This window comes from Leifsonia sp. Y878 (assembly GCF_057669685.1).
The window spans coordinates 576,129-599,528 of sequence record NZ_JBYHFS010000002.1 but is presented as its reverse complement, the minus strand read 5'-3'; the positions used below and the strand labels follow the sequence as shown (position 1 = coordinate 599,528).

General features: G+C 66.2%; 22 protein-coding genes and 1 tRNA gene. 12 read left to right on the top strand and 11 right to left on the bottom strand.

What is annotated here, in order from left to right:
* Positions 1–120: 120 nt before the first annotated feature.
* From AC25Y4_RS08965 to AC25Y4_RS08955, 3 genes are all read left to right on the top strand, one after another.
* Positions 121–1,272, top strand: a complete 1,152-nt coding sequence (locus AC25Y4_RS08965; protein ID WP_488120043.1) for a hypothetical protein — start codon at positions 121–123, stop codon at positions 1,270–1,272.
* 137 nt (positions 1,273–1,409) lie between these two features.
* Positions 1,410–2,669: a glycosyltransferase gene (locus AC25Y4_RS08960; protein ID WP_488120042.1), complete on the top strand. Its 1,260-nt coding sequence runs from the start codon at positions 1,410–1,412 to the stop codon at positions 2,667–2,669.
* Positions 2,666–3,418: a PIG-L deacetylase family protein gene (locus AC25Y4_RS08955; protein WP_488120041.1), complete on the top strand. Its 753-nt coding sequence runs from the start codon at positions 2,666–2,668 to the stop codon at positions 3,416–3,418. The genes AC25Y4_RS08960 and AC25Y4_RS08955 overlap by 4 nt, the downstream gene beginning before the upstream one ends.
* A 288-nt stretch (positions 3,419–3,706) precedes the next feature.
* Here the strand turns inward: AC25Y4_RS08955 and AC25Y4_RS08950 are convergent.
* Positions 3,707–3,780 (bottom strand) — tRNA-Met (locus tag AC25Y4_RS08950).
* Positions 3,781–3,955: 175 nt separating this feature from the next.
* The gene (locus AC25Y4_RS08945; RefSeq protein ID WP_488120040.1) at positions 3,956–4,498 is read right to left on the bottom strand and encodes an RBBP9/YdeN family alpha/beta hydrolase; all 543 of its coding nucleotides are present in this window, start codon (positions 4,496–4,498) and stop codon (positions 3,956–3,958) included.
* A 181-nt stretch (positions 4,499–4,679) separates the two neighbouring features.
* Here AC25Y4_RS08945 and AC25Y4_RS08940 point away from each other — a divergent pair, with 181 nt between their 5' ends.
* Positions 4,680–5,867, top strand: coding sequence for an ROK family protein (locus AC25Y4_RS08940; protein WP_488120039.1), 1,188 nt, complete (start codon positions 4,680–4,682; stop codon positions 5,865–5,867).
* A 340-nt stretch (positions 5,868–6,207) separates the two neighbouring features.
* Here AC25Y4_RS08940 and AC25Y4_RS08935 read toward each other — a convergent pair whose 3' ends face one another.
* On the bottom strand, positions 6,208–6,993 hold the full coding sequence (locus tag AC25Y4_RS08935) for a gamma-glutamyl-gamma-aminobutyrate hydrolase family protein (protein ID WP_488120038.1): 786 nt from the start codon (positions 6,991–6,993) through the stop codon (positions 6,208–6,210).
* Positions 6,994–7,238: 245 nt separating this feature from the next.
* Between AC25Y4_RS08935 and AC25Y4_RS08930 the strand changes: the two genes are divergently transcribed.
* The 8 genes from AC25Y4_RS08930 to AC25Y4_RS08895 all read left to right on the top strand — a co-directional run bounded on the left by AC25Y4_RS08930 (position 7,239) and on the right by AC25Y4_RS08895 (position 15,393).
* Positions 7,239–9,356 (top strand): TPM domain-containing protein, encoded by a 2,118-nt coding sequence (locus AC25Y4_RS08930; RefSeq protein ID WP_488120037.1) that lies wholly within the window; start codon positions 7,239–7,241, stop codon positions 9,354–9,356.
* A gap of 111 nt (positions 9,357–9,467) precedes the next feature.
* Positions 9,468–10,214 carry a PspA/IM30 family protein gene (locus AC25Y4_RS08925; protein ID WP_488120036.1) on the top strand — a complete coding sequence of 249 codons (747 nt, stop codon included), beginning with the start codon at positions 9,468–9,470 and terminating at the stop codon, positions 10,212–10,214.
* Positions 10,215–10,522: 308 nt separating this feature from the next.
* Positions 10,523–11,314 (top strand): arginase family protein, encoded by a 792-nt coding sequence (locus AC25Y4_RS08920; protein WP_488120035.1) that lies wholly within the window; start codon positions 10,523–10,525, stop codon positions 11,312–11,314.
* A gap of 101 nt (positions 11,315–11,415) precedes the next feature.
* Complete coding sequence (locus AC25Y4_RS08915; protein ID WP_488120034.1) at positions 11,416–11,715, top strand: hypothetical protein; 300 nt, start codon at positions 11,416–11,418, stop codon at positions 11,713–11,715.
* A 133-nt stretch (positions 11,716–11,848) separates the two neighbouring features.
* Positions 11,849–12,619, top strand: coding sequence for a YidC/Oxa1 family membrane protein insertase (locus AC25Y4_RS08910; protein ID WP_488120033.1), 771 nt, complete (start codon positions 11,849–11,851; stop codon positions 12,617–12,619).
* 32 nt (positions 12,620–12,651) lie between these two features.
* On the top strand, positions 12,652–13,440 hold the full coding sequence (locus tag AC25Y4_RS08905; RefSeq protein WP_488120032.1) for a crotonase/enoyl-CoA hydratase family protein: 789 nt from the start codon (positions 12,652–12,654) through the stop codon (positions 13,438–13,440).
* Between the two features lie 59 nt (positions 13,441–13,499).
* On the top strand, positions 13,500–14,999 hold the full coding sequence (locus AC25Y4_RS08900) for a dihydrolipoyl dehydrogenase family protein (RefSeq protein ID WP_488120031.1): 1,500 nt from the start codon (positions 13,500–13,502) through the stop codon (positions 14,997–14,999).
* Complete coding sequence (locus AC25Y4_RS08895; RefSeq protein WP_488120030.1) at positions 14,953–15,393, top strand: Fe-S oxidoreductase; 441 nt, start codon at positions 14,953–14,955, stop codon at positions 15,391–15,393. Before AC25Y4_RS08900 ends, AC25Y4_RS08895 begins: the two co-directional genes overlap by 47 nt.
* 218 nt (positions 15,394–15,611) lie before the next feature.
* Here the strand turns inward: AC25Y4_RS08895 and AC25Y4_RS08890 are convergent, their stop codons facing one another.
* The 8 genes from AC25Y4_RS08890 to AC25Y4_RS08855 all read right to left on the bottom strand — a co-directional run bounded on the left by AC25Y4_RS08890 (position 15,612) and on the right by AC25Y4_RS08855 (position 23,359).
* Positions 15,612–16,412, bottom strand: a complete 801-nt coding sequence (locus tag AC25Y4_RS08890) for an ABC transporter ATP-binding protein (protein WP_488120029.1) — start codon at positions 16,410–16,412, stop codon at positions 15,612–15,614.
* Positions 16,412–17,509 (bottom strand): FecCD family ABC transporter permease, encoded by a 1,098-nt coding sequence (locus AC25Y4_RS08885; RefSeq protein ID WP_488120028.1) that lies wholly within the window; start codon positions 17,507–17,509, stop codon positions 16,412–16,414. The genes AC25Y4_RS08890 and AC25Y4_RS08885 overlap by 1 nt, the downstream gene beginning before the upstream one ends.
* The gene (locus AC25Y4_RS08880) at positions 17,506–18,579 is read right to left on the bottom strand and encodes a FecCD family ABC transporter permease (RefSeq protein WP_488120027.1); all 1,074 of its coding nucleotides are present in this window, start codon (positions 18,577–18,579) and stop codon (positions 17,506–17,508) included. Before AC25Y4_RS08880 ends, AC25Y4_RS08885 begins: the two co-directional genes overlap by 4 nt.
* Positions 18,580–18,679: 100 nt before the next feature.
* Positions 18,680–19,720: an iron-siderophore ABC transporter substrate-binding protein gene (locus AC25Y4_RS08875; protein ID WP_488120026.1), complete on the bottom strand. Its 1,041-nt coding sequence runs from the start codon at positions 19,718–19,720 to the stop codon at positions 18,680–18,682.
* 105 nt (positions 19,721–19,825) lie between these two features.
* The gene (locus AC25Y4_RS08870) at positions 19,826–20,794 is read right to left on the bottom strand and encodes a siderophore-interacting protein (RefSeq protein WP_488120025.1); all 969 of its coding nucleotides are present in this window, start codon (positions 20,792–20,794) and stop codon (positions 19,826–19,828) included.
* A 119-nt stretch (positions 20,795–20,913) separates the two neighbouring features.
* Positions 20,914–21,099, bottom strand: coding sequence for a hypothetical protein (locus AC25Y4_RS08865; protein WP_488120024.1), 186 nt, complete (start codon positions 21,097–21,099; stop codon positions 20,914–20,916).
* A gap of 157 nt (positions 21,100–21,256) precedes the next feature.
* On the bottom strand, positions 21,257–22,729 hold the full coding sequence (locus AC25Y4_RS08860; RefSeq protein WP_488120023.1) for a catalase: 1,473 nt from the start codon (positions 22,727–22,729) through the stop codon (positions 21,257–21,259).
* Between the two features lie 108 nt (positions 22,730–22,837).
* Positions 22,838–23,359, bottom strand: a complete 522-nt coding sequence (locus AC25Y4_RS08855; protein ID WP_488120022.1) for a Fur family transcriptional regulator — start codon at positions 23,357–23,359, stop codon at positions 22,838–22,840.
* Between the last annotated feature and the right edge of the window lie 41 nt (positions 23,360–23,400).

The following is a 23,400-nucleotide window of genomic DNA, read 5'->3' as shown; positions in this document are numbered from 1 at the left end:
GCGTTCGATCGTACGACCGCCACTGCCGTGAGTGAACAGAAAAGTCCCCTAGTCTGGTCGAACAATCGATCGGCGCGGAGTCACTTCCGCTCGCCGGAATGGAAGTGGGGGCTTCACCGAATGACTATTTCGGAGAATGAATCGATTCTGGCTGGCGGCAGTGGAGAGGTCGCGTATCGCGGCGCTGCGGTGGGCGGCGCCCTGCCGTATGGCGCCGTTTCGAACGCTGCCCTGCCGTATGGCGCCGTTTCGAACGCTGCCCTGCCGTATGGTGCCGTTTCGAACGTGACACAGCGGATGCTGACAGCGCAGCGTGTCCTCGAGCTCGTCTCGCAGGATCAGCGCGCCCTCGCGGATCTCGTTGCGGCATACGACGGCCCCGGCGATGTGCTCCTCGCGCTGCGTCGCGCAGCCAATCCGCCTACTCCCGAAGATGATCGCCTCGCGATTGAGGACCTCAGGAAGCTCGCCTTTGGTCGCACCACGACTGAGGACGAACACCAGGCTGCAGCGGATGCCCGCGCGCAGCTGCACCAGCTGGAGCTGTCGATCAACGCGACCGGTGGCGCTGCCGACGCCGTGGCCGACGCCGGGGCCGGCAGTGACGCTGCGCTGGATCGGGCGCTGGCTGCGCTCGGCCGCGGCCACAGCATCGTGGAATCAGCTGCCGTTGCGGATTCGCCCAGCGCGCGGCTATTCGCCCGCCCGATTCCTGACGCTGACGTCGGCACTGGCGCTGGCACGCTCCCCTCCCCCTCATCCGCCGACGTCAACCAGCTGACAGACGCCCGCTCAGAGCGCGCCTCCCACGCTGCCGCCCCGCACGCACCACGACGTCCGGTAACCCACAAGCGACTGGTTCTCGGAGCCATCATCGCCGGAGCGCTGATCTTCGGCAGCGTGGCCGGCTTCGTGATCGCGCGCAGCGTTCCGGTCGGTAGTAACTCCGCCACCCCTGGCGATCTTGCGGCCGCAGAGAAGTGGTTTGGCTCCGCACAAAATGCCGACGACAAGCTCCCGGTAGCGAATTCCGACCGGTTCGATTCAGACACCACCAGGCTCGTACGCGCTCTCGCACCGGGAAATACCGTCTGGGTGGCCAAGTCCTATACGGGCGAGCTCTGCTTGATCAGCCAGTCCGTGCCCGACTCCTTCGTGGGCGCGTGCATCGAGCCTGACCAATTCAAGTCGGCCGGCCTCTCCCTCGTCGATGGCGACCGAACAACAACCTGGGATGGCACGGCCGTGACCATATCGGTCACATCTCCGTAGTCGCTTCCGTCACTCCCGCTGTTCCGTTGCTCCTGGTACTCCTGGGACTTGAGTCACGTCCGCATCGGCGGCCCTCCCACACGCCATCCAGCGCCCTGCGGCCAGCCGCCGTGCCGCATCTGAGTTAAGATTTTGTAGTGTCTCCCTCATCTCATCCCCTCCGCATTGCGCTCGTTTCGCTTCACACGTCACCCGGAGCAGAACCGGGTTCTGGCGACGCCGGCGGCATGAACGTGGTGGTTCGCCACCAGGCTGAAGCGCTCGCTTCTCTGGGACATACGGTGGAGATCCTGACGCGACGGTCGTCATCCGCTGCCCCTGCCGCAACCGAGCTGGCGCCGGGCGTCACGCTGCGCTTCCTCGACGCAGGGCCGGCAACTCCCATCGCCAAGGGCGAGCATGAAGCCGTCATTGATGAATTCCGGATGCGCATGGCTGCGTTCGGCCCCTACGACGTCATCCACTCACACCACTGGTTCTCCGGCATGGCCGCGCTGCCACTTGCGCGTGAGCTCAGGGTGCCGCATGTGCAGAGCTTCCACAGCATCGCCGCCGACGAATCAACTCCGCTGTCGTCAGGCGAACGGCCCGAATCTCCGGGCAGGCTGGCCGGCGAGGCCTGGCTCGCCCGCGAATCGGATGCCATCGTCGCGATCAGCGAAGCCGAAGCTGAGACCGTGGTCACGCGCCTCGGCGGAACGCGAGAACGCATCCCTGTCGTACCGCCCGGTGTCGACAGCGCACTGTTCCACCCGGCGTCGCACGTGCCGGCCCCTCGTGATGGCCGCGCCGAGCACACGCTCAACAACTCAACCGCGGCGGCCACCTCCGACGCCTACGCACTCGTCGCCGCGCGCCTGCAGCCGCTCAAAGGGCTCGACCTGGCTATCGAGGCAATTGCCGCGGTGCCAGCGGATGTGCGGCCGGAACTTGTCATTTCGGGGGACGCCTCCGGAGATTTCGACGGGTACATCGATGAGCTGCGCGACCTCGCCGCCCGCAACGGCATCGAGGACGGCGTGCATTTCGTGGGGCCGCAGTCGCGGGTCAACCTCGCGACGCTGATGCGTGAAGCACGACTGGTCCTCGTGCCGTCGCACTCTGAAACGTACGGACTCGTCGCCCTGGAAGCAGGCGCAAGTGGCGTTCCCGTCGTGGCTGCAGCATCCGGTGGTCTGCGCGAAGCCGTCGTCGATGGCGTGACGGGTGTCGTGCTCGACTCCCGCGACCCCATGGTCTGGGCAGATGCTATGGCGGGAATCCTGACGGATCCCGAGCTGGCGAAGCGCTTGTCGGTCGAGGCACGGGCCCACGCGGAGACGCTGAGTTGGCCGCGATCGGCCGAGCGGCTGCTCGACGTGTACCGCGCGCTTCTGCAGGCGAAGCTCGAGAAATGACGACAGGAGCACGTGACACGGTGAATATTCTTGATTCGGCATCCGTTCTCTTCGTGCATGCCCACCCCGACGACGAGACGATTTCAACGGGTGCTTTGATCGCCGAGTTCGTCGCCCGTGGCAGCACCGTGTGGCTGCTGACGGCGACGCGGGGTGAGCGCGGTGAGGTCGTCGACGGCCCGCTGTCAGGGCTCGAGGGCACCGACGACCTTGTCATTGAGCGCGAGCGCGAGCTGGACAGGGCGACCAAAACTCTCGGCATCACCCAGCGGTTCTGGCTGGGCGAGCCCCCGGCCCGCGCGGCCGGCCTGGCTCAGCGGCGCTACCTCGACTCCGGCATGGAGTGGATTCGACCAGGACTCGCCGGACCGGCCGCAGACAGCGACGACGCGGCGCTGTCCGTTGGGCCGCTCGACGAGGTGACCGCGGATATCGCCGCGCTCATCGCTCACCTGCAGCCGGCGCTGGTCATCAGTTATGACAGCAACGGCGGCTATGGCCACCCTGATCATGTGCGCGTGCACGATGCGACGGTGCTCGCGAGCCAGGCGAGCGGCGTTCCGTTCGCCGAGGTGCACCACGAGCGGGCAGCGGATGTCGACTGGCTCGACCTCGACGCCCACTTCGGCACCGTCTCTGCCGCGCTGCAGTGCCATGCGAGCCAGCTCACCGTGCACGGCACCGACATCGTGCACTCCGGCGGGCAGCGGGAGCCGATCACAACCTCGGTCGGCGTGAAGCTGCTCTAGGAGCGTTCCGCGCTGGGATGTGTGCGGCCCGGTGTCGTCGCGCCCGTTGTGGCGGACCGCGCCCGCTATAGCGGGCGCGACGAGCGACAACAGGCGCGGTGATCGAGGACGAGGCCGTCCACGGCCGCACCGAAACCCGCAGTTGCGAAGCCGGCCTGCGAGATTTCGAGACACTCGCTGGCGCTCGCTCCTCAATCAGCGGGGCTCCTCAATCAGCGGGGCTCCTCAATGAGCGGCGCCCCTCAATGAGCGGGGCTCCTCAATCAGCGGAGAGACGTCACGCAATCGACACGACGGCAGGATTCGAACCTGCGACAACCGGAATATGAAACCGGCCCCTTCGTCCACTCGGGCACGCCGCGATAGACCAACGCTACGAAAGCCACCCGCCGCTGTCACGCAGATTGCGCCCGCTTACGTCGCGTTGCACCGTGTGACGTAAGCCCGGCACACCCGGGGCATGGCACACCGCAGCGCTCCCCCCACCCCAGCGCTCAGCCCACCCCAGCGCTCAGCCCACCCCGCCGCTCAGTGCACTTAGCGCGAAGCCTGCACCCTCACCACGAAGTCTCGCAACAGGCCGCGCCCGGCATCCCAGCCGCCCAGATTGCTCGCTGCGTTCACGTGCCCGAGGCTCCCGACGTGCGCGAAGTCCGATTCCCATGCTGCTGCAAGCTCCAATGCCGCGGCGATCTCGCAGTACGGATCGTTGTCGCTGGCGACGACCAGCGCCGGCACACCGAGGGCAGCCGGCTCAATCGTCAGGAAGGAGGGAGCGTCGGCGGGGAATTCGGGTCCGAAGCGGTCTGGCGGCGCTACCAGGAGCGCTCCAGCCACGCCACCGGGGTTCTGAACCAGCCACTCGGCAACGGCCAGTGTCCCCAGGCTGTGCGCGATGAGGATAGTGTCTGAGCCCTGTAGCGACACCGCGTCGTCTATAGCTCGGAGCCAGTCGCTGAGTTCAGGCTCGTCCCACGATGAGGGGGCGATTCGACGCGACGTGCCGTCATCCGCTTCCCAGATCGACTGCCAGTGTGCAGGACCTGATCCCCCAATGCCCGGAACAATCGTCAGCCGCATGCGTCCCTCATCCGCTCAGTCTGTTGCACTGTATATTCCCCTCCCGACAATCTAGCTGTCGAGCCTGCCGCACTGGCCGACAGCCGCCCTTCATGACGCCTTGTTTCCGTGTCGTCGCCGTCACGAACCCGGCCTGCCGATAGATTGTTGACGGCACAAATCACCACACGAAAGAGAGCCGATGGCAGCGAGTTCCGCACCGGGCACTCCCGCCTGGCTGGGCGCATGGAATGATCGCACCGCCCTCTCCCTGCTTCTCGAAAACGGCCCGCTCTCCCGAGTGCGTATCGCAGAGCTCGGCGACATGTCAAAGCCCACCGCGTCGCTCGTCGTCACCCGCCTCGAATCAGCCGGTCTCATCACCGTCGCCGGCGAAACGACAACGGGGCAGGGCCGGCCCGCGAAGACCTACACCGCCCGCGCCGACCGCGTGCTGGGCGTCGCCATCGACATTGACGCCAAACGGATGCGCGCCTGCCTCGTCGACGCGCTCGGCACCGACCACGACACCGTCGAGATCCCCCTCCCTGCCCCCGCAACGAAGCGTGATGCCCCGCGTGAGATCCGCGAGGCGATTGAGGCCGCATGCGCGCCGAGCGGGGCAGACCCCGCTGCGGTGCGGAAAGTCTGCCTCGGCGTGCAGGGCTACCTCGACACCCGCGACGATGACCATCTCGACAGCGAAACCTTGCCAGGCTGGCCTCGCACCGGCGTGCGCCGCCACCTCGAAGATTCACTGCAACTCGAGGTGCAGATCGACAATGACGTCAACCTGGCCGCCGTTGCCGAACGCGCAACGGGCACAGCGACGGATGCCTCCAGCTTCACCCTCTTCTGGCTCGGCAACGGCATCGGCGCAGCCCTCGACCTCGACGGCACGGTCTTCCGTGGCACCTTCGGCGGCGCCGGCGAGATCGGCTTCCTGCCTGCCCCGAGCGGCGTGCTCGGCCATGACGACAAACCGGCCAGCGAGCTGCAGGATGTCATGGGCGCCAAGGCCATCATCCGCCTGGCCCGTGAGCACGACATCCATGGTCGTACCCTTACCGACATCCTCGACGCCCTCGCGGTGAGCCCCGCCAGGGATGCTGTCATCACCGAGTTGGCCCGCCGGGTCACGTTCGGCGTAATCCCCCTGCTGGCAGTACTCGACCCGGCCCTCGTCGTGCTCGGCGGCCCGACCTGCATGGCCGGTGGCGACCAGCTCGCCGCACTCGTCTCTGAGCAGATCCGCCGCACCACCCGGTGGACACCCACCGTCGCCGCCAGCACCGTCAAGGGCAACCCGATTTTGGCCGGCGCCCGCGAGCTCCTCATAGCGGATGTCCGCAACCAGCTCCTGGAGTCCGTCGCGAAGATCAGCGCGTAGGTACGCGCTCCTCCGGTCGATCTCAGGTGGGCGCGCGGAAACGCGCTGGGCGCGCGAAATTCCGCGCGCCTGGCGCGTTTCCGCGCGCCAGGATTCGGCGGCGCGTCTGGAGGTCGGCTCGCTGTGGTTTCGAGACGTGGCCTCGTTCCTCGGACGCTCCTCAACCAGCGGATGTCGCGAAAACCGGAAACGTTGCCGCAGAGAGCGCGATCCGTCCTGTATTCGGTGACACTTGCTCGATTCATCCTGTATTCGCTACAGGGTGGCGCGGCATGGTCGTGACGCGAATGCCCGATAAACGCCCGCGGATGCGGGCGACCGCTCCACGAGCGGAAAGAGGTCAGGCGAACGCGAGTGCGCGGGCGCCTCTGCGTGAGCGAGCGCGTGCCGGCGTGACCTGACGCTGCAGTGCATCGAGCAGCAGCGCCAGCTGGGCTGCCGGAGCATCGGGCGCCTCAGGATGCCACTGCACGCCCGTGATGGGCGCCGTCACGTGCTCAAGCGCTTCGACGAGTCCGTCTGGGGCGACAGCGGCCGGCACCAGGCCGGCGCCGAGGCGGTCGACAGCCTGGTGATGTGCGCTCTGCACGAGCACGTCGGTTGCACCGAGGCTTGCGGCCAGCCCACTGTTATCGGCGAGGGTCACCGCGTGCGTGGCGAGAGTCTGCTCGACCGGCACGTTCAGGTTCTTGTGGAACCCGTCATCCTCGATGTGCTGCACGAGAGTGCCACCGAGGGCGACGTTGATGACCTGGAGCCCCCGGCAGATGCCGAGCAGCGGCGTCGACCGCTGCAGAGCGCGGCGAACGATCGCAATCTGGCCGGCATCCGCTTGCTCGAAGTGGATGCTCTCACCCTCGTACCCGGTCTCAGCCCCATAGAAGTGCGGCGTGAGGTCTTCGCCGCCAACGAGCACGATGGCGTCGGCGTCGATGGTCACGGCGAGCAGGTCTGCGGCCGTGGTGTCTGCAGCGGCGTGCCGACTGACGGTCCAACCGCCGTCGACGCCAACTGCCGCAACGCGCCCATTCAGCGTCTGCACCTTGGCGTGATAGGCGGGGCGATCCGGGCGGGACGCTGTGACCTCAATGATCGCGAGGTGCGGGCGGGAGGTGTGTTCACTCATGCTCTCGCTCCTGTCTCGATCGGGCTGCGGAATGTGGCGTCGATTCTGCCGTGACACCAGTGTGCCAAGGCAAGCGGATGACGGCGACTCACGTCGTAACAGGCTGCAACACAACTCAAATGGCCGGTTCAGCGACACCGAAGCGGCACCCAGTGTTGCCTGTGACCTCCCAGCGAATTCCTAGACTGGGTCGGCGGCTGGTCGTAAGCTCGGCAGCACGGAAACAAGCTGACGAAGGCAGGCCGATGCGGGCACGACTGACTGTGGGAGCCATCGCCGTGATGACGGTGCTGGTGTTCGGATTCCCGGCTGCGGCATCCGCTGAGAGCCCGGTCACCTTTGGTTCGAGCCACATTTCTGACTCGGTCGGCGCCATCGGCAATGACACCGCCGACGTGCAGGCTGCGATCGACTCCCTCTATTCAGAGACCCAGATCGACCTCTTCGTCGCATACGTCGACACCTTCTCCGGGGTTTCAGACCGCGAGCAGTGGGCAGACCAGACCGCCGACCAGAATGGCTTCGGCACCAATGACGTGCTGCTGGCCGTGGCCACTGGGGACCGGCAGTACCAACTGTCCGTCGCCCCCGACTTCCCGCTCACCGACGCCCAGCTCAGCGAGGTGGAGTCCACGGCCATCGAACCGGCGCTCCGCGAGAACGACTGGGCAGCTGCCGCAATCGGCGCCGCCAACGGCCTTGCGGCCGTGTCCCTTGGCCAGGAGGTCGTCGCTCCTGACATCACGCCTGGCGAGGCGAATCCGTCGTCGGGCATCAGCGGCTGGGTGGTGTTCCTGATCGTGCTGGTAATCGTCGCGTTGATCGTCATCGGCATCATCTTCTTCGTGCGGAGACGCCGCGCCGTATCGGGTGGCGGTGCAGGTGCAGGCAAGGCCGGCGTCGACGCGGTGCCAACGGCCACGCTCAAGCAACGTGCAGGCAGCGCGCTCGTGCAAACGGATGACGCCATCAAGACAAGCGAACAAGAAGTTGGTTTCGCAGACGCCCAGTACGGCGCCGAAGTAACGACAGCGTTCCACACCGCGGTGGCAGAATCCAAGGCTCTCCTCACCCAGGCATTCACCCTGCAGCAAAAACTCGACGACGGCGAGCCGGACAGCGAGGAGCAGCAACGCGCCTGGTACAGCGAGATCATCGACCTGTGCGCCAGGGCCAACGCCGCCCTCGATGAGCAGGCCGACGCATTCGATGAGCTGCGCCAGCTGGAGAAGCGTGCCCCTGAGGCTGCGGCCGACGTCACAGCGCAACTTCATGCGCTCACCCGGCGCACCGTCGACGGCGCCGCATCGCTCACGGAGCTGGCCGCAACGTACTCGGAGGCCGCCATCGCCACCGTCGCCGACAATATCAACCAGGCAGAGGACCGGATCGCATTCGCCCGCACCGCGATCGAAGACGCCACCACCAGCCTGGCCGCCGACGAGCGAGGAGACGCGGCAGTTGACATCCGCGCCGCCGAAGAGGCCGCCGCCCAGGCCGGCCTGCTGCTCGATGCCGTCGACCGGCTGGGAACCGACCTGAAGAACGCGGCCGGAACGGTGAACTCGACGATCGCCGACCTGGAGTCAGACCTCATCACCGCCAAGGCGTTGCCGGCCGGAACGCCGGCCGCCGAGTCGATTCCGACGCTTGTCCAGGTGACGGAACAGACAATTGCCCAGGCCAAGGAGCGGATGGCCGCTGGCCGCACCAATCCGCTTGAACTCGTGCAGTCCCTCGAATCGGTCAACGAGCAGATGGACGCTGCCCTCGCCGGGGTGCGGGATGCCCAGGTGCAGGCGCAGCGGGCTCGCGCCGCGTTCGACCAGACGCTGCTCTCTGCGCGCAGCCAGGTCTCTGCTGCAGAGGACTTCATCACCGCCAGACGCGGGGCCGTCGGCGCCGAAGCGCGCACCAGGCTGGCCGAGGCCGGTCGTCTCGTTGTGCAGGCCGAGTCGCTATCGGCCTCCGACCCTGCAACGGCGCTTGCGACCGCTCAGCGTGCAAACTCACTCGCTGCAGAGGCCATCAACCTTGCCCAGAACGATGTGAACGGTTTCCAAAGCGGACAGTACGGCGGCACCTCCGGTGGCGGCATGTTCGGCGGCGGCACAGCCGGTGGCGGCGGCAACGGTGCCATGGGCGCAATCCTCGGCGGCATCCTGATCAATTCCCTCCTAAGTGGCGGCAGCCGATCGGGTGGCGGTATGTTCGGCGGCGGCGGAGGCGGCATGTTCGGCGGGGGTGGCGGCGGACGCCGATCCAGCGGCGGAATGTTCGGCGGAGGTGGCGGCGGACGCTCCCCCGGCAGCTTCGGCGGCAGCGGCACCCGATCGCGGCGCGGCGGTGGCGGCCGCTTCTGACAATCGGCATCACTGCTGCGCATCGCTCAGCCCCAGATCCAGAACCAGATCCACCCAGAACCTGCACGATCCAGAACCAGATTCATCCCGCACTCCCGAAAGGACACTGAAATGGCAAAACAATCCATCTTCGGCCGCATCTCACAGCTGGCCAAGGCGAACATCAACGCACTCTTGGACTCGGCTGAAGACCCCAAGCTGATGCTCGACCAGATGGTGCGCGACTACACCAACAGCATCGCGGATGCCGAGAGCGCGATCGCAGAGACCATCGGTAACCTGCGCCTGCTGGAAGATGACCACCGCGAAGACATCGAAGCCGCCTCCGAATGGGGCAACAAGGCACTCGCCGCCAGCCGCAAGGCCGACGAACTGCGTGCATCCGGCAACACAGCGGATGCCGACAAGTTCGACAACCTGGCCAAGGTCGCGCTCGGCCGCCAGCTGCAGTCCGAGAACGAGGCCAAGGCCGCTGAGCCGCAGATCGCCTCGCAGACCGCCGTGGTCGAGCAGCTGAAGAATGGCCTGAACGCCATGAAGCAGAAGCTCAACCAGCTGGCGTCGAAGCGCGACGAGCTGATCGCGCGCTCCAAGAGTGCGCAGGCACAGTCGCAGGTGATGGATGCCGTCAAGAGCATCGACATCATGGATCCCACCAGTGAGGTCAGCCGTTTCGAAGAAAAGATCCGTCGCGAAGAGGCGAAGGTTCGCGGTGCAAGCGAGCTCGCGGCATCCAGCCTGGATGCCCAGTTCGAGAGCCTGGACAACCTGGGCGAGCTGACAGAGGTCGACGCGCGCCTGGCTGCGCTGAAGGCGGGCTCCGGCTCAAAGGCTCCGACGGCGTCGTTGGAGCAGTAGTACTGCCGGGGTCCCCCGCTCGGTCTCGAGACGCTCGCTGGCGCTCGCTCCTCGACCACCGGATCCTCCCGCTGGCCGAGGAGCGCCCGAGGAACTCGACCAGCGGGGGCCGCGCGGGTCGAACGCAGCTTCGCGCATGCTGCAACACCCGCACAGCTGCGCACGACCCGCGCGACGCCGGCAACCGGCATCCGCCCACCAAACCGCGACCGACGCTGGAAGTCGAACGCCTTCACAGGAGATACTGAGCTGTGCCCCCCACCTTCGTAGTCGTACCGCAATGGCAAGGTTCCGTTTCTCCCCGCGCGATGCGCTTGAGTGATGGTGCGGAGGCGATCAGGGGCGATCTGCCCATGTCCCGTACTCGCGTCGTTGAGATTCCGATCGAAGCCGGCGACGCCCTCGACACCGGCGTCCACCGCTACTCGGCGCTGCACACCGTGCGGGAGCGCCTGGCACACGAACTTCAGGCACTCGAACATCGGGCGGAGTCGGACTGGGTCCTCACCGTCGGCGGCGACTGCGGCGTCTCGCTGACCGCCGTCGAGCACGCGTCCACGGCGCATCCCGATGCCATGGCCGTTGTCTGGTTCGACGCCCACCCCGACCTGCACACCCCAGAGTCGTCGATCTCTGGTGCCTTCACCGGCATGGTGCTGCGCGCGATCTCCGGAGAAGGCGCAGATGGCCTTGCCCTCACCGAGCCGGCAGCCGTTCCGCTCGATCGTGTCGTGCTCGCCGGCATCCGCGACATCGATCAGGCCGAAGCCGACCTCATCGGCGAGCGCGAGATTGCAGCCGTTCCCGTCGCCGTGCTCGACACGCCTGATGCCCTGCTGGCAGCGGTGGGAGCGACCGGTGCCACCGCCGTGTATGTGCACATCGACCTCGACGTTCTCGACCCATCGGTGATCACGGGCATCTCCAACGCTGTGCCATTCGGCCTGAGCGTTGAAGCGCTCACCGCGGCGATCACCGCGTTAAAGGCCACGTACACGCTGGCCGGGGCGACGATCGCGGGCTTTGCACCGTCAACACCGGATGCCGCCAACGACGACCTGTCAGCGATCCTGCGCATCATCGGGGCGCTCACCCGCTAGCCGGCGCACACATACCCGCTGGCAGACACGCTCAGTGGCTGGTTGTGCGGCTAGCATGTGTTCCACGGCGCTTTGTCGTAGTTTCGAGCAGAGGAAACGGCGTGAGATCTCTCACCACCAGGCTGGTCATGCTCATGACCATGTCGTTCCTGGTGCTCGCTCTAGCCCAGTCGCCTGATTCATCAGCGGTAGTCGTCGTCACCGGCGCCGCCGTGCTGGCCATTGCAGCGTTCTATGGGGCCAGGCACGCCACGATCGCCATCTCGTGGGTCACCCTCACGATCGGTGCCAGGTCGCGAGTGCATCGCGAAGTGCTCAGCCGCATCGTTGCTCCCCGGCACCCCAACACTCCGGGTAAGCCCCGCACGCGCGCGCCGTCGCAGTCAGAGGCACTCGCGTAATTCGTCATCCGGGCAGCTCAGCATTCTGAGCACCTCAGGACGCTGGTAACCCAGTAGCCCTGCACGTCTCCGGGACGAGTACGCGAGTCACTTTCGCGACCACTCTTCCCTCTGACTGTAAGGACCACTCACCGTGGACATCTATTCCTTCGCGCCTGTCGCGACGGTGCTCGACGCCGCTTACTCGGTCGTCACCGCACTTGCCTCATCCCTCACTCCGTTTGCCGGCACGTTCGCCACCGCCCTCGCCATCGTGCTGATCACCGTGTTGGTTCGCACCATGTTGATTCCTGTCGGCCGATCTCAGGTGCGTGCTGAATTCATCCGTCGGAAGCTCGCACCCCAGCTTCAGGAGATTCAACGTCGCTACAAGAAGAACCCGGAACTCATGCAGCGCAAGACCGCTGAGCTCTATGCCAGCGAGAAGGCGTCGCCGTTCGCCGGTTGTCTCCCTACGCTCGCGCAGGCCCCCGTGCTTTCCACGGTATACGGGCTCTTCATCCTCACCATGATTAACGGTCACACGAATTCGCTGCTGGCCGATCAGCTGTTCCAGGTGCCGCTCGGCACGTCCCTCGTGCATCTCGTCAGCACGGGCAACTCATGGCCAGGCGTCTCGGTTTTCGTGGTGTTGCTCGCAGTCATCGCCCTGATCGCCTGGCTGTCGCGGCGCACGGCGCAGCGGAACGCGGCGCTCCTGCCTGCGCCCCCGACCGGCGCGCCGGGATCGATGCCCGCGATGATGCCGCAGCTCACCGGCATCCTGAGTTGGATGCCGTTCATCGCCGTGGTCTTCGCGGCGATCGTACCGCTGGCGGCCACGCTCTACCTCGCGGTCACCACGACGTGGACGTTCATCGAGCGCTCGCTCCTGCGGCGTCGGCTCGAGCTGCGGGACGCCTAGCATGGGGAAGTACACGATCAAGGGAGATAACTGTGACGGATGAGCAGCGCATCATCACCGAACGACGCGGGCACGTGCTCATGATCGGCTTCAACCGGCCAGAGAAGCGCAACGCCGCCGACTTCGCGCTGCTCCAGCAACTCTCGCTCGCCTACGCAGAACTCGAGAATGACCCAGCGGTGCGGGTCGGCGTCATCTACGCGGTCGGCGACCATTTCACAGCCGGCCTCGACCTGGCCGACGTCGGCCAGCATCTCGGACCTGACGGCCTGCAGATTGTGCCGGAGGGCGGCATCCACCCCTGGCAGCTGGAGGGTGTCTCGCTCACCAAGCCCGTCGTCATGGCTGTGCACGGCATCTGCCTCACGCTCGGCATCGAACTCATGCTGGCCAGCGACATCGTGGTTGCGGCGGAGTCAACGTCGTTCGGCCAGATCGAAGTCGCCCGCGGCATCCTGCCGTTCGGCGGAGCGACGATTCGGTTCCCGCGCGCCGCCGGCTGGGGTAATGCCATGCGTTGGCTGCTCACCGGAGACCGCTTCGACGCGGCTGAAGCGTACCGCATCGGCATCGTCCAGGAGGTCGTCCCTGACGGCACGCAGCTCGATCGCGCGCTGGAACTCGCCGAGCGCATCGCCGCCCAGGCTCCCCTGGCTGTGCAGGCCACCCTCGCCAATGCCCGGCTCGCTATCGAGGCCGGAGATGCGGCCGCGGCGGCCGCACTGCAACCGGCGCTCGCCCGCCTGGCCGCCACCGAGGATTCCCGCGCCGGCATGGCAGCGTTTCTGTGCAGGACGCCGGTCGTCTTCACCGGCCGCTAGGGTCAGCTGCGCTGCCGGGGCTAGGCTGGCCAAACACTGCGCGAGCATGGGGAGACATCATGGCCACTGTTTACGACCTCATCATCATCGGCGGAGGTGCCGTCGCCGAGAACGTCGCCGATCGCGCCGTGCAGGGCGGGCTCTCCACGGTCATCGTCGAGCGCGAGCTCGTTGGCGGCGACTGCTCGTACTGGGCCTGCATGCCATCGAAGACGCTGCTGCGAAGCGGCGCTGCCGTCGCTGCGGCTAAGCGAGTGCCGGGCGCTGCCGAGGCTGTGACGGGCACAACGGATGCCAGAGCCACACTGAAACGGCGCGACACCGTCGTGCACAACTGGAGCGATGAAGGCCAGGTCACCTGGCTGAACAAGACAGGCATTGACCTCGTGCGTGGCCATGGCCGTCTCACAGGGGTGCGCGAGGTGACGGTCAGCACTCCGGGAGACGGTGCGGGCCCTGACGGCGTTGGCACCCCGAGCACGCAGGTGCTCACCGCCCGATACGCCGTCGTGATCAGCACCGGATCCGCGCCGCTCCTCCCCGACATCCCCGGCATCGGCACGGTCTCCCCGTGGACCAGCAAGGACGCCACCAGCGCGCACGAGGTTCCGGCCAGCCTCGCCGTCATCGGCGGCGGCGTGGTGGCCGTCGAGCTGGCGACCGCATACGCTTCGCTGGGTTCAGCGGTGACCATCATCGCGCGCAGTGAGCTGTTGCATGGCCAGGAGCCGTTCGCCGCGAAGCTTGTCACCGATGCGCTGCTGGACAGCGGCGTCGAGGTGCTCATTGGCCGGTCGACCAAGCGGGCAGCGTTGAACGAGCGCGGAGACACCGAGCTCACCCTCGACGACGACTCCGTGGTCACCGCGGCGAAGGTGCTCGTGGCCACCGGACGGATCGCCCGAACCATGGACCTCGGGCTCGCCACCGTCGGCTTGACCGACGGCGACTGGCTGCCGGTCGACGACACCATGCTCGTGCAGGGCGACTCCCCCGCGCTGGCCGGCCAGTGGCTCTACGCGACCGGCGACGTGAACCACAGGGCTCTGCTCACCCACCAGGGCAAATACCAGGCCAGGGCAGCCGGCGACGTGATCGCAGCCCGCGCGAAGGGCCTACCCGTCGATGACGCTCCCTGGGGAGCCCACGTTGCGACGGCCGACCATGCAAGCGTGCCGCAGGTGGTGTTCAGCGACCCTGAGGTGGCATCCGTCGGACTGACGAAGGCCGCAGCGGAGAAGGCTGGACACCGGATTCAGGTGGTGGACTACGACATGAGTTGGGTGGGTGGGGCGACAATCCTGGCGGATGACTACGTTGGCCAGGCCCGCGCCATCATCGATCTCGACCGTGAGGTGCTGCTCGGCGTGACCTTCGTTGGCCAGGATGTCGGTGAGATGCTGCACTCGGCCACCATCGCGGTCGTCGGCGAGGTGCCGATCAACCGACTCTGGCACGCGGTGCCGAGCTATCCGACGATGAGTGAGATCTGGTTGCGGCTGCTCGAAGAGTATGGGCGCCCTGCCGACCACCAACGCCCAACCGAAGACCTACGCTAGAGCCGTGCGCAGCATCCTCTTCGACTCTCCCCTCAGCCGGGCCGGCTACCTGTATGCCACCACTGTCGGGCTTGTGTGGGGCGCAATCTGGAGCACAGGACGCGTCGAGCGACGCGCAGGTCTCATCGTCTTCCGCGGCATGCCGAAATGGGCATTCGGCCGCGGCGGGTCGTGCGTCGGCGGCTGCTACCTCACCAACCAGAACGTGTCTGACGACGTGCTCGAGCACGAGGCCGTGCACAAGCGCCAGTGGCAGCGCTACGGAATGGTCTTCCCGTTGCTGTACCTGGTCGCCGGTCGCAACCCGCTGAAGAACCGCTTCGAGATCGAAGCCGGCCTCGAAAAGGGCGGTTACCTCCGCAAGCCCTCCACCAAAGCCTCCGCCAAAGCCTGACCATTCCGGCCGCCACCCACCCGCTGGCACCGCCCGCTGGCACCACCGAGCCACCAGCGACGGCGCCGGCGCACGGCCTCGTTCCTCGGGCGCTCCTCAGTCAACGGATGTCGCGAAAACCGGAAACCTTGCTGCAGAGAGCGCGATCCGTCCTGTATTCGACTACAAATGGCCCGATTCATCCTGTATTCGCGACAGGGCCGACGGAGAGTGCAGCTCTACAGCGCGGGCGCCACGCCCTTCACGCGCGGGATGACCATGGGCGTCCCTGCCTCAGGGTCGGTGATGACCACGCACGCCAGGCCGAAAACGTCTTCGATGAGGTCGGCCGTCACAACGTCGTGCGGGGCACCGGTCGCTACGATCTGCCCAGCCTTCATCACCACGAGGTTCGTGGCGTAGCGGGCAGCCTGGTTGAGGTCGTGCAGCACCGCGACGAGGGTGCGGCCCTCGTTGTGCAGCGCACTGCACAGTTCGAGCACCTCGTACTGGTGCGCGATGTCGAGGAATGTGGTGGGTTCGTCAAGCAGCAGCAGTTCGGTTTCCTGGGCGAGAACCATAGCGATCCAGGCACGCTGGCGCTGACCGCCGGAGAGTTCGGTGACGTAGCGCTCAGCCAGGTCGGCGATACCGGTCGAGGCCAACGCCGTCGCGACGGCGCGTTCATCGGCCGGCGACCACTGCCGGAGCAGGCCCTGGTGCGGGTAGCGTCCGCGGCTCACGAGGTCTTTCACCGTCATCGCCTCTGGGGCGATGGGGCTCTGCGGCAGCATCGCGAGCTCCCTGGCAATGGCGCGGCTGCGGAGCGAGCCGATCGGCTGCCCGTCGAGGAGCACCGTGCCGGCCTCCGGCTTCAGGGTGCGCGACAGTGCCTTGAGCAGGGTTGATTTGCCACAGGCGTTTGGACCGATGATGACGGTGAAGCCGCCGTCGGGAATGGAGACGTTCAGGTCGTCGACGACGACCCGCTTGTCATAGGCCAGGCGCAGATGTTCTGCGGCAAGTCGTGACGTGGCCACTAGACCGTTCCCTTCTTCCACTCGCCCAGCAACAGCCAGCCGAGGTAAATTCCGCCGAGCCCCGCCGTGAGGATGCCGACCGGCAACTGCACGGGGAGGGGCGACTGCTGGGCGAGCAGGTCAGCGAATGCCAGCAGGAGAGCTCCGGCCAGCGCTGACATGACGACATTCGGGCCGGGCGCCCGCGTGAGCCGTTTGGCGATCTGGGGCGCGATCAGCGCAATGAATGCCACGGGCCCAGCCACGCTCACGGCAGCTGTCGCCAGCCCGATTCCGGTCAGGATGCTGAGCACCCTGGTGCTGTCACTCCTGCCGCCAAGGGCATCCGCTTGCTCATCGCCCATCTCGGCCAGCTGCAAGCGGCGGCTGAGCAGCAGCGACAGCGGCAGGAAGACAATGAGTGCGCCCCAGATGATCGCGGCATGCTCCCACGACCGCGAAGCGAGGCTGCCGTTGAGGTAGGACGCCAGCATGGTGGCCTGCTCAAGGCCGGTGCGGGCAATGGCGAACTGCACGAACGCCAGCGACATGGCCGAGACTCCAATGCCCACCAGCAGCATCCGTGTCGGGGATGAGAACCCGGTTCCCGTCGCGAAGAAGACCACTCCCATGGCCACGAAGGCACCGATGAGCGCGCCGACGGGCAGGGGCACAATACCGGTCCACATCACGCCGAAGGCTGCGGCACCGGCGGCAGCCCCCGAAGTGAGCCCGATGACGTCTGGACTGCCGAGCGGGTTTCGCGTGACGGTCTGGAACAGAGTGCCGGCCACGCCGAAGGCCGCGCCGGCGGCAATGGCCACCACAACGCGCGGGCCGCGGATGACGCCCAGCACGATCTGGTCGGTCCCGGTTGCCTGCCCGAACAGCGCGGAGACCAGCCCGGGCAGCGAGACGCCGAGTTTTCCGAGGGTGAGCGCCAACACGGCGACGACGAGGATGGCGAGCAGGAGGAGCCCAGCGACGATGAGGCTGCGGCGGCGCACGCGCAGGCTCAGCCAGCTGCCCACCCGAATTGTCGCCTCGCGGGCGGGTGACACCTGCGACTGCGACGGAGCTGTGGGCTGCGGCTGCAGGGCGCGCGACGACTCGGTCACTTGTGCACCTTCATCCGTCGCACAGCGAGAATCAGAATCGGGGCACCGACGAACGCGGTGATGATGCCGACCATGAGTTCAGCGGGGCTCGCGATCACGCGGCCAAGGATGTCGGCCGCGAGCAGCAGGGCCGGCCCGGCCAGCAGGCTGTACGGCAGCAGCCAGCGGTAGTCGCTGCCGGTTACCGACCGCACAATGTGCGGCACGGCAAGGCCGACGAACGCGATGGGGCCGACGGCAGCGGTGGCCGCAGCGCACAGAAGCGTGGTTGCAATGGCACCCAGGATGCGGGTGCGCCCGACATGTGCGCCGAGCGCGCTGGCCGTGTCGTCACCGAGCGCGAGTGCGTTCAGGGATCGAGCCAGGCCGAGGGCAAGGACCAGGCCCACCACCACGAACGGCAGAACGTCGAGAATCAGCTGCGGGTCGCGGCCGGCAAGCGAGCCGATCACCCAGAACCGGTAGCTGTTGAAAACGGCGGGGAAACTGAGCGTGATCGCCTGGATATAGGCAGCGAGCACCGCCCCGACCACCACGCCGGCGAGTACCAGCCGCACGGGTGTCGCCGTTCCAGACACCGATCCGAGCAGGTAGACAACCACGACCGCGAGCAGGGCGCCTGGCAGGGCAACCCACACGCTCGTTGCCGCAGAACCCAGGCCGAAGAAAGCGGATGCCGTGACAATCGCCGCCGCCGCCCCTGCGTTGACGCCGAAGAGCCCCGGGTCTGCGAGCGGGTTGCGCGTGATGCCCTGCATGACAGCGCCGGCCACGGCCAGGCTTGCTCCGGCGAGGAGTCCAAGGATGGTGCGCGGAATCCGGCTGGCGACCACGGCGTCAGCGTAGGTGTCGCCCGGATTGAAGAGCGCGTTGATGACGTCGGGCAGCGGCACGTACTTGTTGCCGATGGCCAGACTGAGCAGCATCACGACGACCAGCACCACGGCGAGCACGACGAGTCCCGTCGCCAGGCCGACCTTCGGCCAGCGCGGCAGACGACGCTCACGCGCACGACGATCGGGCGCAGGGATCCCTGCGCCCGATCGGTCGAGTGACGTGGTGTCAGTCATTACTGCTTCGCGTTATGCAGCTGCGGTTCATGTTGCTGTCTTTACTGTCTCTGGCCACGCGCTCCTGCGGGGTTTTCCCTGCAGGTTTCAGGCAGTGTGCCTACTTGGCGACGTTGGCTGCCGCGTCCTGGATCATCGGAACGAAGGCGTCGAGGGCCCACGGCACGCTCAGCGGGGTGAGCAGGCTCGAAGCCATGGCGAGCTGGTTGTCAACGTTCGGCACGTATGACCCACGGGCGAATGCCGGGATCTGGGCGAACAGCGGCTGTGACTCGATCGCCTGCTGGTTCTCGGCGTCGTTGAACCAGGTGAAGAGCACGTCAACGTCGTTCAGCAGGTCGGCCTGTTCGAGTCCGACCGTTGAGGCGAACGTGCCTTCCGTCAACGGCACAGCGGCGACAGTGGGGTCAACGGTCAGTCCGAGACCGGAGATGAGGTCGACCCGCGGGTCGCCGGACTGGTAGAACGCCAGCTGGCCGGGCTCTGCCGCGTAGACATACGCGAAGCTGAGGTCAGCGAATTCGGGGTTCTCTGCAGCCGTGTCTGCGAGTTCGGTGGAGATGCCCTCGATGAGTTCATCGGCTGCGTCGCTCTTGCCGAGTGCCTTGCCGATGATGCTGATCTGGTCGTCCCAGCTCGTCTGCCAGGCCTCCTCAGGGTATGCAACGGTCGGGGCGATGGCCGAGAGCGTTGCGAAGTCCTCAGCAGAAATGCCGGACTGCGGGGCGAGGACCAGGTCGGGCTTGAGCGCGAGGATGGCCTCGACATCGACCTCTGGGTACACGTTGAAGGTCTCTGGGAGCTCGTTGCCGGACTTCTCGATGGCGTCACGAACCCACGGGAAGTACAGGTCTTCGTCGCCGCCCCATGTTGCCGCTTCGACACCAACGGGTGTCTCGCCAAGCGCAACGACGGTGTCGGCCGAACCCCAGCCGATGGTCACGATGCGTTCTGGTGCCGCAGGAATCACGGCGTCGCCGAGGGCGCTGGTGATCGTGACGGGGAACGCCGCATCGCCAGAGGCATCCGCTGTGGAGTCGTCGGTGGTTGCTGAGCACCCAGCCAGGAGCAGTGCAGCCACTGCGGTGGCTGCGACGACGGTCGCGCCTGTCATCCGGCGGGCAAATGTGGTCCTGGGCACAGGAGTTCCTTTCAGAGAAACGCTGCAGCTGCGGGGCGCTGCAGTTCGGTAAAGCATCGTGGTCTCGCGAGGGGCGCAGCGGTGTGCTGGCGCCAGCGAGAGGTGTTAGTTGAGTTCAGAGCGACCCGCGCGCCAGTAGCCCATGAAGGCCACCTGCTTGCGGTCGATGCCAGACTCGGTCACGAGGAAGCGGCGCAGCGACTTGATGACGCTGGCTTCGCCGGCAAGCCAGGCATAGAGGCCATCGTTGCTACGGCTGGTGTTCTCCTCTGGCACTTCCCAGAGGAGACCCTTGTCGATATCGACATCGGCGAGCTCAGGCCCCGAGGTTGGCGCGTTGAGGAAGCGTGACGTCCATTCACGCACGGCGGGCGCGAGGCCAGAACCGTGACCCTCGTGAGTGTCGCCAGCAGCATGTGACGCATTGCGAGCGAGCCAGGTCACCTGGACGCCAACGGGAGAATCAGTTTCGAGGAAGTCGGAGGGTTCTGGGACCTCGATGAACGCGCAGCCCGTCGCGGTGCGGGGCAGGGCGGCGAGGATCGAGCAGATCGCGGGGGCAGCTGTCTCGTCGCCGGCGAGGAGAACAGTGGCGGCGTTGCCCGGTCGCCATTCGACGCCCGAGGTCGGATCCGCGCCAAGGGCATCGGGGCCGACAATCATCAGCTTGTCGCCAACTGCAGCGGATGACACCCAGCGCGACGCAGGACCGGCATCGCCGTGCAGCACGAAGTCGATATCGATCTCGCGCTCTGCCTGCCGCACGAAGCGAACGGTGTACGTACGAATAGGGTTGCGGGCTTCCTCTGGCAGCTGGCGCCACGCGGTGTACCAGTCCTGGCCATCGGGCAGTTCAGAGATGCCGATTCCGGGGAGAGGCAGCACGACCTTGACCCGCTGGTCGAGACCGACAGTCCCGAACTCGTGCAGGTCGTCACCGGTGAAGGTGACACGCAGGAAGGTTGAGGAGAGCTTCGTCAAGCGAGCAACTGAGACATCGAACAGACGGAAGCTTGGCTTCGGCTGTCGAGGCGCGGCGCGCGTCACCTCAGGGGCGTCGGTCGAAGTAAGCATTACCTTAGTATGGCATGCCTTACCTTTGTGCGCCAGTGAAATATCTCGGCGGACTGAGATCGTCGGTAGCGCCAACGACAAAGCGCCCAGTCAGAGACCGGGCGCTTGAAGGCGACTGGCTAGCTGGCCAGTTCGTAGCTCGTGCTGTGGCGAGCGTCGCAGTCGACGTAGCTGCCAACGACGGCGCTCGTCGCGACATCGGTGACATAGCCGCCGACGACAGTTGCCGGTGCGGCATCCACTGTCACGTATCCAGTCGAACCCGCGCTGGTGCGTGCGGCGGGGACGGTGATGTATGAGTTCATTTTCTTCTCCTTGTCCACATGCGAAATGCATGCGGGTTCATGTGAACGCAGAGCTTCTTTGGACGGCGTACGGTGGGGCATCCGGCAATCGGCAGACGACCGGATGCCCCGCTTGCGTTACCGGGTTGGTAACGCGAGTGTGATGGGCTGTGTCGAACTATTCGGCGATAGCCGAGTAGGCGTCAACAGCGCTCAGCGCGGCAACAAGCTGCGCGCCGAGTTCAGCATCAACGCTGGTCCAGTACCAGATGGCGCGTTCCCGCACCTCTGGACGCTGGACACCGCTGATGGCGTCGGTGATGGTGTCGAGGAAGCGAGCCTTGGCTGCGTCATCGAACACCTCGCGGTAGAGCGTTCCGGCCTGGCCGAAGTCGCTGTCCTCTGAGCGCAGCGTCGCTGCGCTGCGCACGAGGTCACCGTCGCTCTCCCAGCTGCCGGTGCCGGCTGCTGCGGCATCCGCTGCAAACCCGCCGAGCGAGTTGGGAGCGTAGACGGGCGTCGCTGCGGAGTTGAAGCCGTGACGGGCCGCGCCATCCTGCGAGTAGTTGTTGACGGGTGCCTTCGGCGCGTTCACCGGGATCTGGATGTAGTTCGCACCCAGGCGGTAGCGCTGGGAATCCGGGTAGGAGAACACGCGAGCCATCAGCATCTTGTCGGGGCTGATGTCGATGCCGGGCACCGTGTTGGCGGGCGAGAATGCTGCCTGCTCGATCTCGGCGAAGAAGTTCTCCGGGTTGCGGTTCAGCGTGTGCGTTCCCACCTTGATGAGCGGGTAGTCAGCGTGCGGCCAGACCTTGGTGACGTCGAACGGGTTGAAACGGTAGGTCTTGGCTTCCTCGTACGGCATGACCTGTACGTGGAGGTCCCAGGACGGGAAGTTTCCGGCCGCAATGGCCTCATAGAGGTCGCGGCGGTAGTGGTCAGCGTCGCCACCGGCGATGAGTTCAGCATCGCTGCCGTCGATTTCGACGTTGCCCTGGTTGGACGTGAAGTGGTACTTCACCCAGAAGCGCTCACCCTCAGCGTTGATCCACTGGTACGTGTGTGAACCGAAGCCGGGCATTTCGCGCCAGGAGCGCGGCAGGCCGCGGTCACCCATCAGGTAGGTCACCTGGTGTGCGGACTCAGGGGACAGCGTCCAGAAGTCCCACTGCATGTCGGCATCGCGGAGACCGGAACCCGGAAGGCGCTTCTGCGAGTGGATGAAGTCGGGGAACTTGATGCCGTCGCGGATGAAGAACACGGGGGTGTTGTTTCCGACGATGTCGTAGTTGCCCTCGGTCGTGTAGAACTTCAGCGAGAAGCCACGCACGTCGCGCCAGGTGTCAGGGGAACCCTGCTCGCCGGCAACGCTGGAGAAGCGCTGGACGGTCTCGGTCGTCGTGCCCGGCTGGAACACGGCTGCACGGGTGTACTTCGAGACGTCTTCGGTGACCTCGAAGGTACCGAATGCTCCGCCGCCCTTGGCGTGCACGACGCGCTCCGGGATACGCTCGCGGGCGAACTGCGCCAGCTTCTCGAGCAGGTAACGATCGTGCAGGGCCGTGGCACCGTTGGGGCCAGCGGTCAGCGAGTGATCGTCACTCGGAACCGGGGTACCGGTCTGAGTGGTCGTGGGGAGAGTAGTCATGCTTCTCGATTCGATTCGGTAATGGTCAGGACAGCGAAAACAAGTGTGGGGAAACTGTGGTGTCGGCAAGCGGGCTGCCGAACAATGCGCGGGTTAACCGCGAGGGAGCTAGATGACGGGACCGATTGCCTGTTGGGCTTCCGCGGCCTGGCAGGCTGAGCACACGCCCCAGAACGTCACCTCGGCTGACTGCACTGCGAATCCTGAGGTGTCGGCCGGCACCAGGCATGGCGCCTCACCGATCACGCAGTCGATGTCGGTGACGGACTTGCACTGCGTGCAGACAGCGTGGTGGTGGTTGTCACCAATGCGACGTTCGTAGAGTGCCGCAGAACCTGCTGGTTCGATGCGGCGCACGAGTCCGGCGCCGGTCAGCGCGGTTAGCACTCCGTACACCGCCTGAAGCGAGGTACCCGGGAGCTCGGTGCGCACGGCGGAGTACAACTGGTCGGCATCCGCATGGGGAATCGTGACCAGCGCAGACATTACGGCGACGCGCGGGGCTGTGACCTTCAGTCCGGCAGCGCGAAGGCTGTCGGCCACGTCGGGCACCGCGATGTCGATCTGCGCAGTGGCAACGAGTCCGGCGGCAGCACCTGCTACTGCTTCGGCCTGTTCCACTGTGTTCATTTCACTACTGTAACAGTTGTTTTGAGTAATTCAAAACAACG

Bases quoted from the DNA above. Each gene is read 5' to 3' on its own strand.
- AC25Y4_RS08935 (WP_488120038.1), bottom strand. From the start codon at position 6,993: ATGAGTGAACACACCTCCCGCCCGCACCTCGCGATCATTGAGGTCACA.
- AC25Y4_RS08865 (WP_488120024.1), bottom strand. From the start codon at position 21,099: ATGAACTCATACATCACCGTCCCCGCCGCACGCACCAGCGCGGGTTCG.
- AC25Y4_RS08925 (WP_488120036.1), top strand. From the start codon at position 9,468: ATGGCAAAACAATCCATCTTCGGCCGCATCTCACAGCTGGCCAAGGCG.
- AC25Y4_RS08880 (WP_488120027.1), bottom strand. From the start codon at position 18,579: ATGACTGACACCACGTCACTCGACCGATCGGGCGCAGGGATCCCTGCG.
- AC25Y4_RS08940 (WP_488120039.1), top strand. From the start codon at position 4,680: ATGGCAGCGAGTTCCGCACCGGGCACTCCCGCCTGGCTGGGCGCATGG.
- AC25Y4_RS08930 (WP_488120037.1), top strand. From the start codon at position 7,239: ATGCGGGCACGACTGACTGTGGGAGCCATCGCCGTGATGACGGTGCTG.
- AC25Y4_RS08870 (WP_488120025.1), bottom strand. From the start codon at position 20,794: ATGCTTACTTCGACCGACGCCCCTGAGGTGACGCGCGCCGCGCCTCGA.
- AC25Y4_RS08855 (WP_488120022.1), bottom strand. From the start codon at position 23,359: ATGAACACAGTGGAACAGGCCGAAGCAGTAGCAGGTGCTGCCGCCGGA.
- AC25Y4_RS08920 (WP_488120035.1), top strand. From the start codon at position 10,523: ATGCGCTTGAGTGATGGTGCGGAGGCGATCAGGGGCGATCTGCCCATG.
- AC25Y4_RS08900 (WP_488120031.1), top strand. From the start codon at position 13,500: ATGGCCACTGTTTACGACCTCATCATCATCGGCGGAGGTGCCGTCGCC.
- AC25Y4_RS08945 (WP_488120040.1), bottom strand. From the start codon at position 4,498: ATGCGGCTGACGATTGTTCCGGGCATTGGGGGATCAGGTCCTGCACAC.
- AC25Y4_RS08965 (WP_488120043.1), top strand. From the start codon at position 121: ATGACTATTTCGGAGAATGAATCGATTCTGGCTGGCGGCAGTGGAGAG.
- AC25Y4_RS08860 (WP_488120023.1), bottom strand. From the start codon at position 22,729: ATGACTACTCTCCCCACGACCACTCAGACCGGTACCCCGGTTCCGAGT.
- AC25Y4_RS08955 (WP_488120041.1), top strand. From the start codon at position 2,666: ATGACGACAGGAGCACGTGACACGGTGAATATTCTTGATTCGGCATCC.
- AC25Y4_RS08895 (WP_488120030.1), top strand. From the start codon at position 14,953: ATGGGCGCCCTGCCGACCACCAACGCCCAACCGAAGACCTACGCTAGA.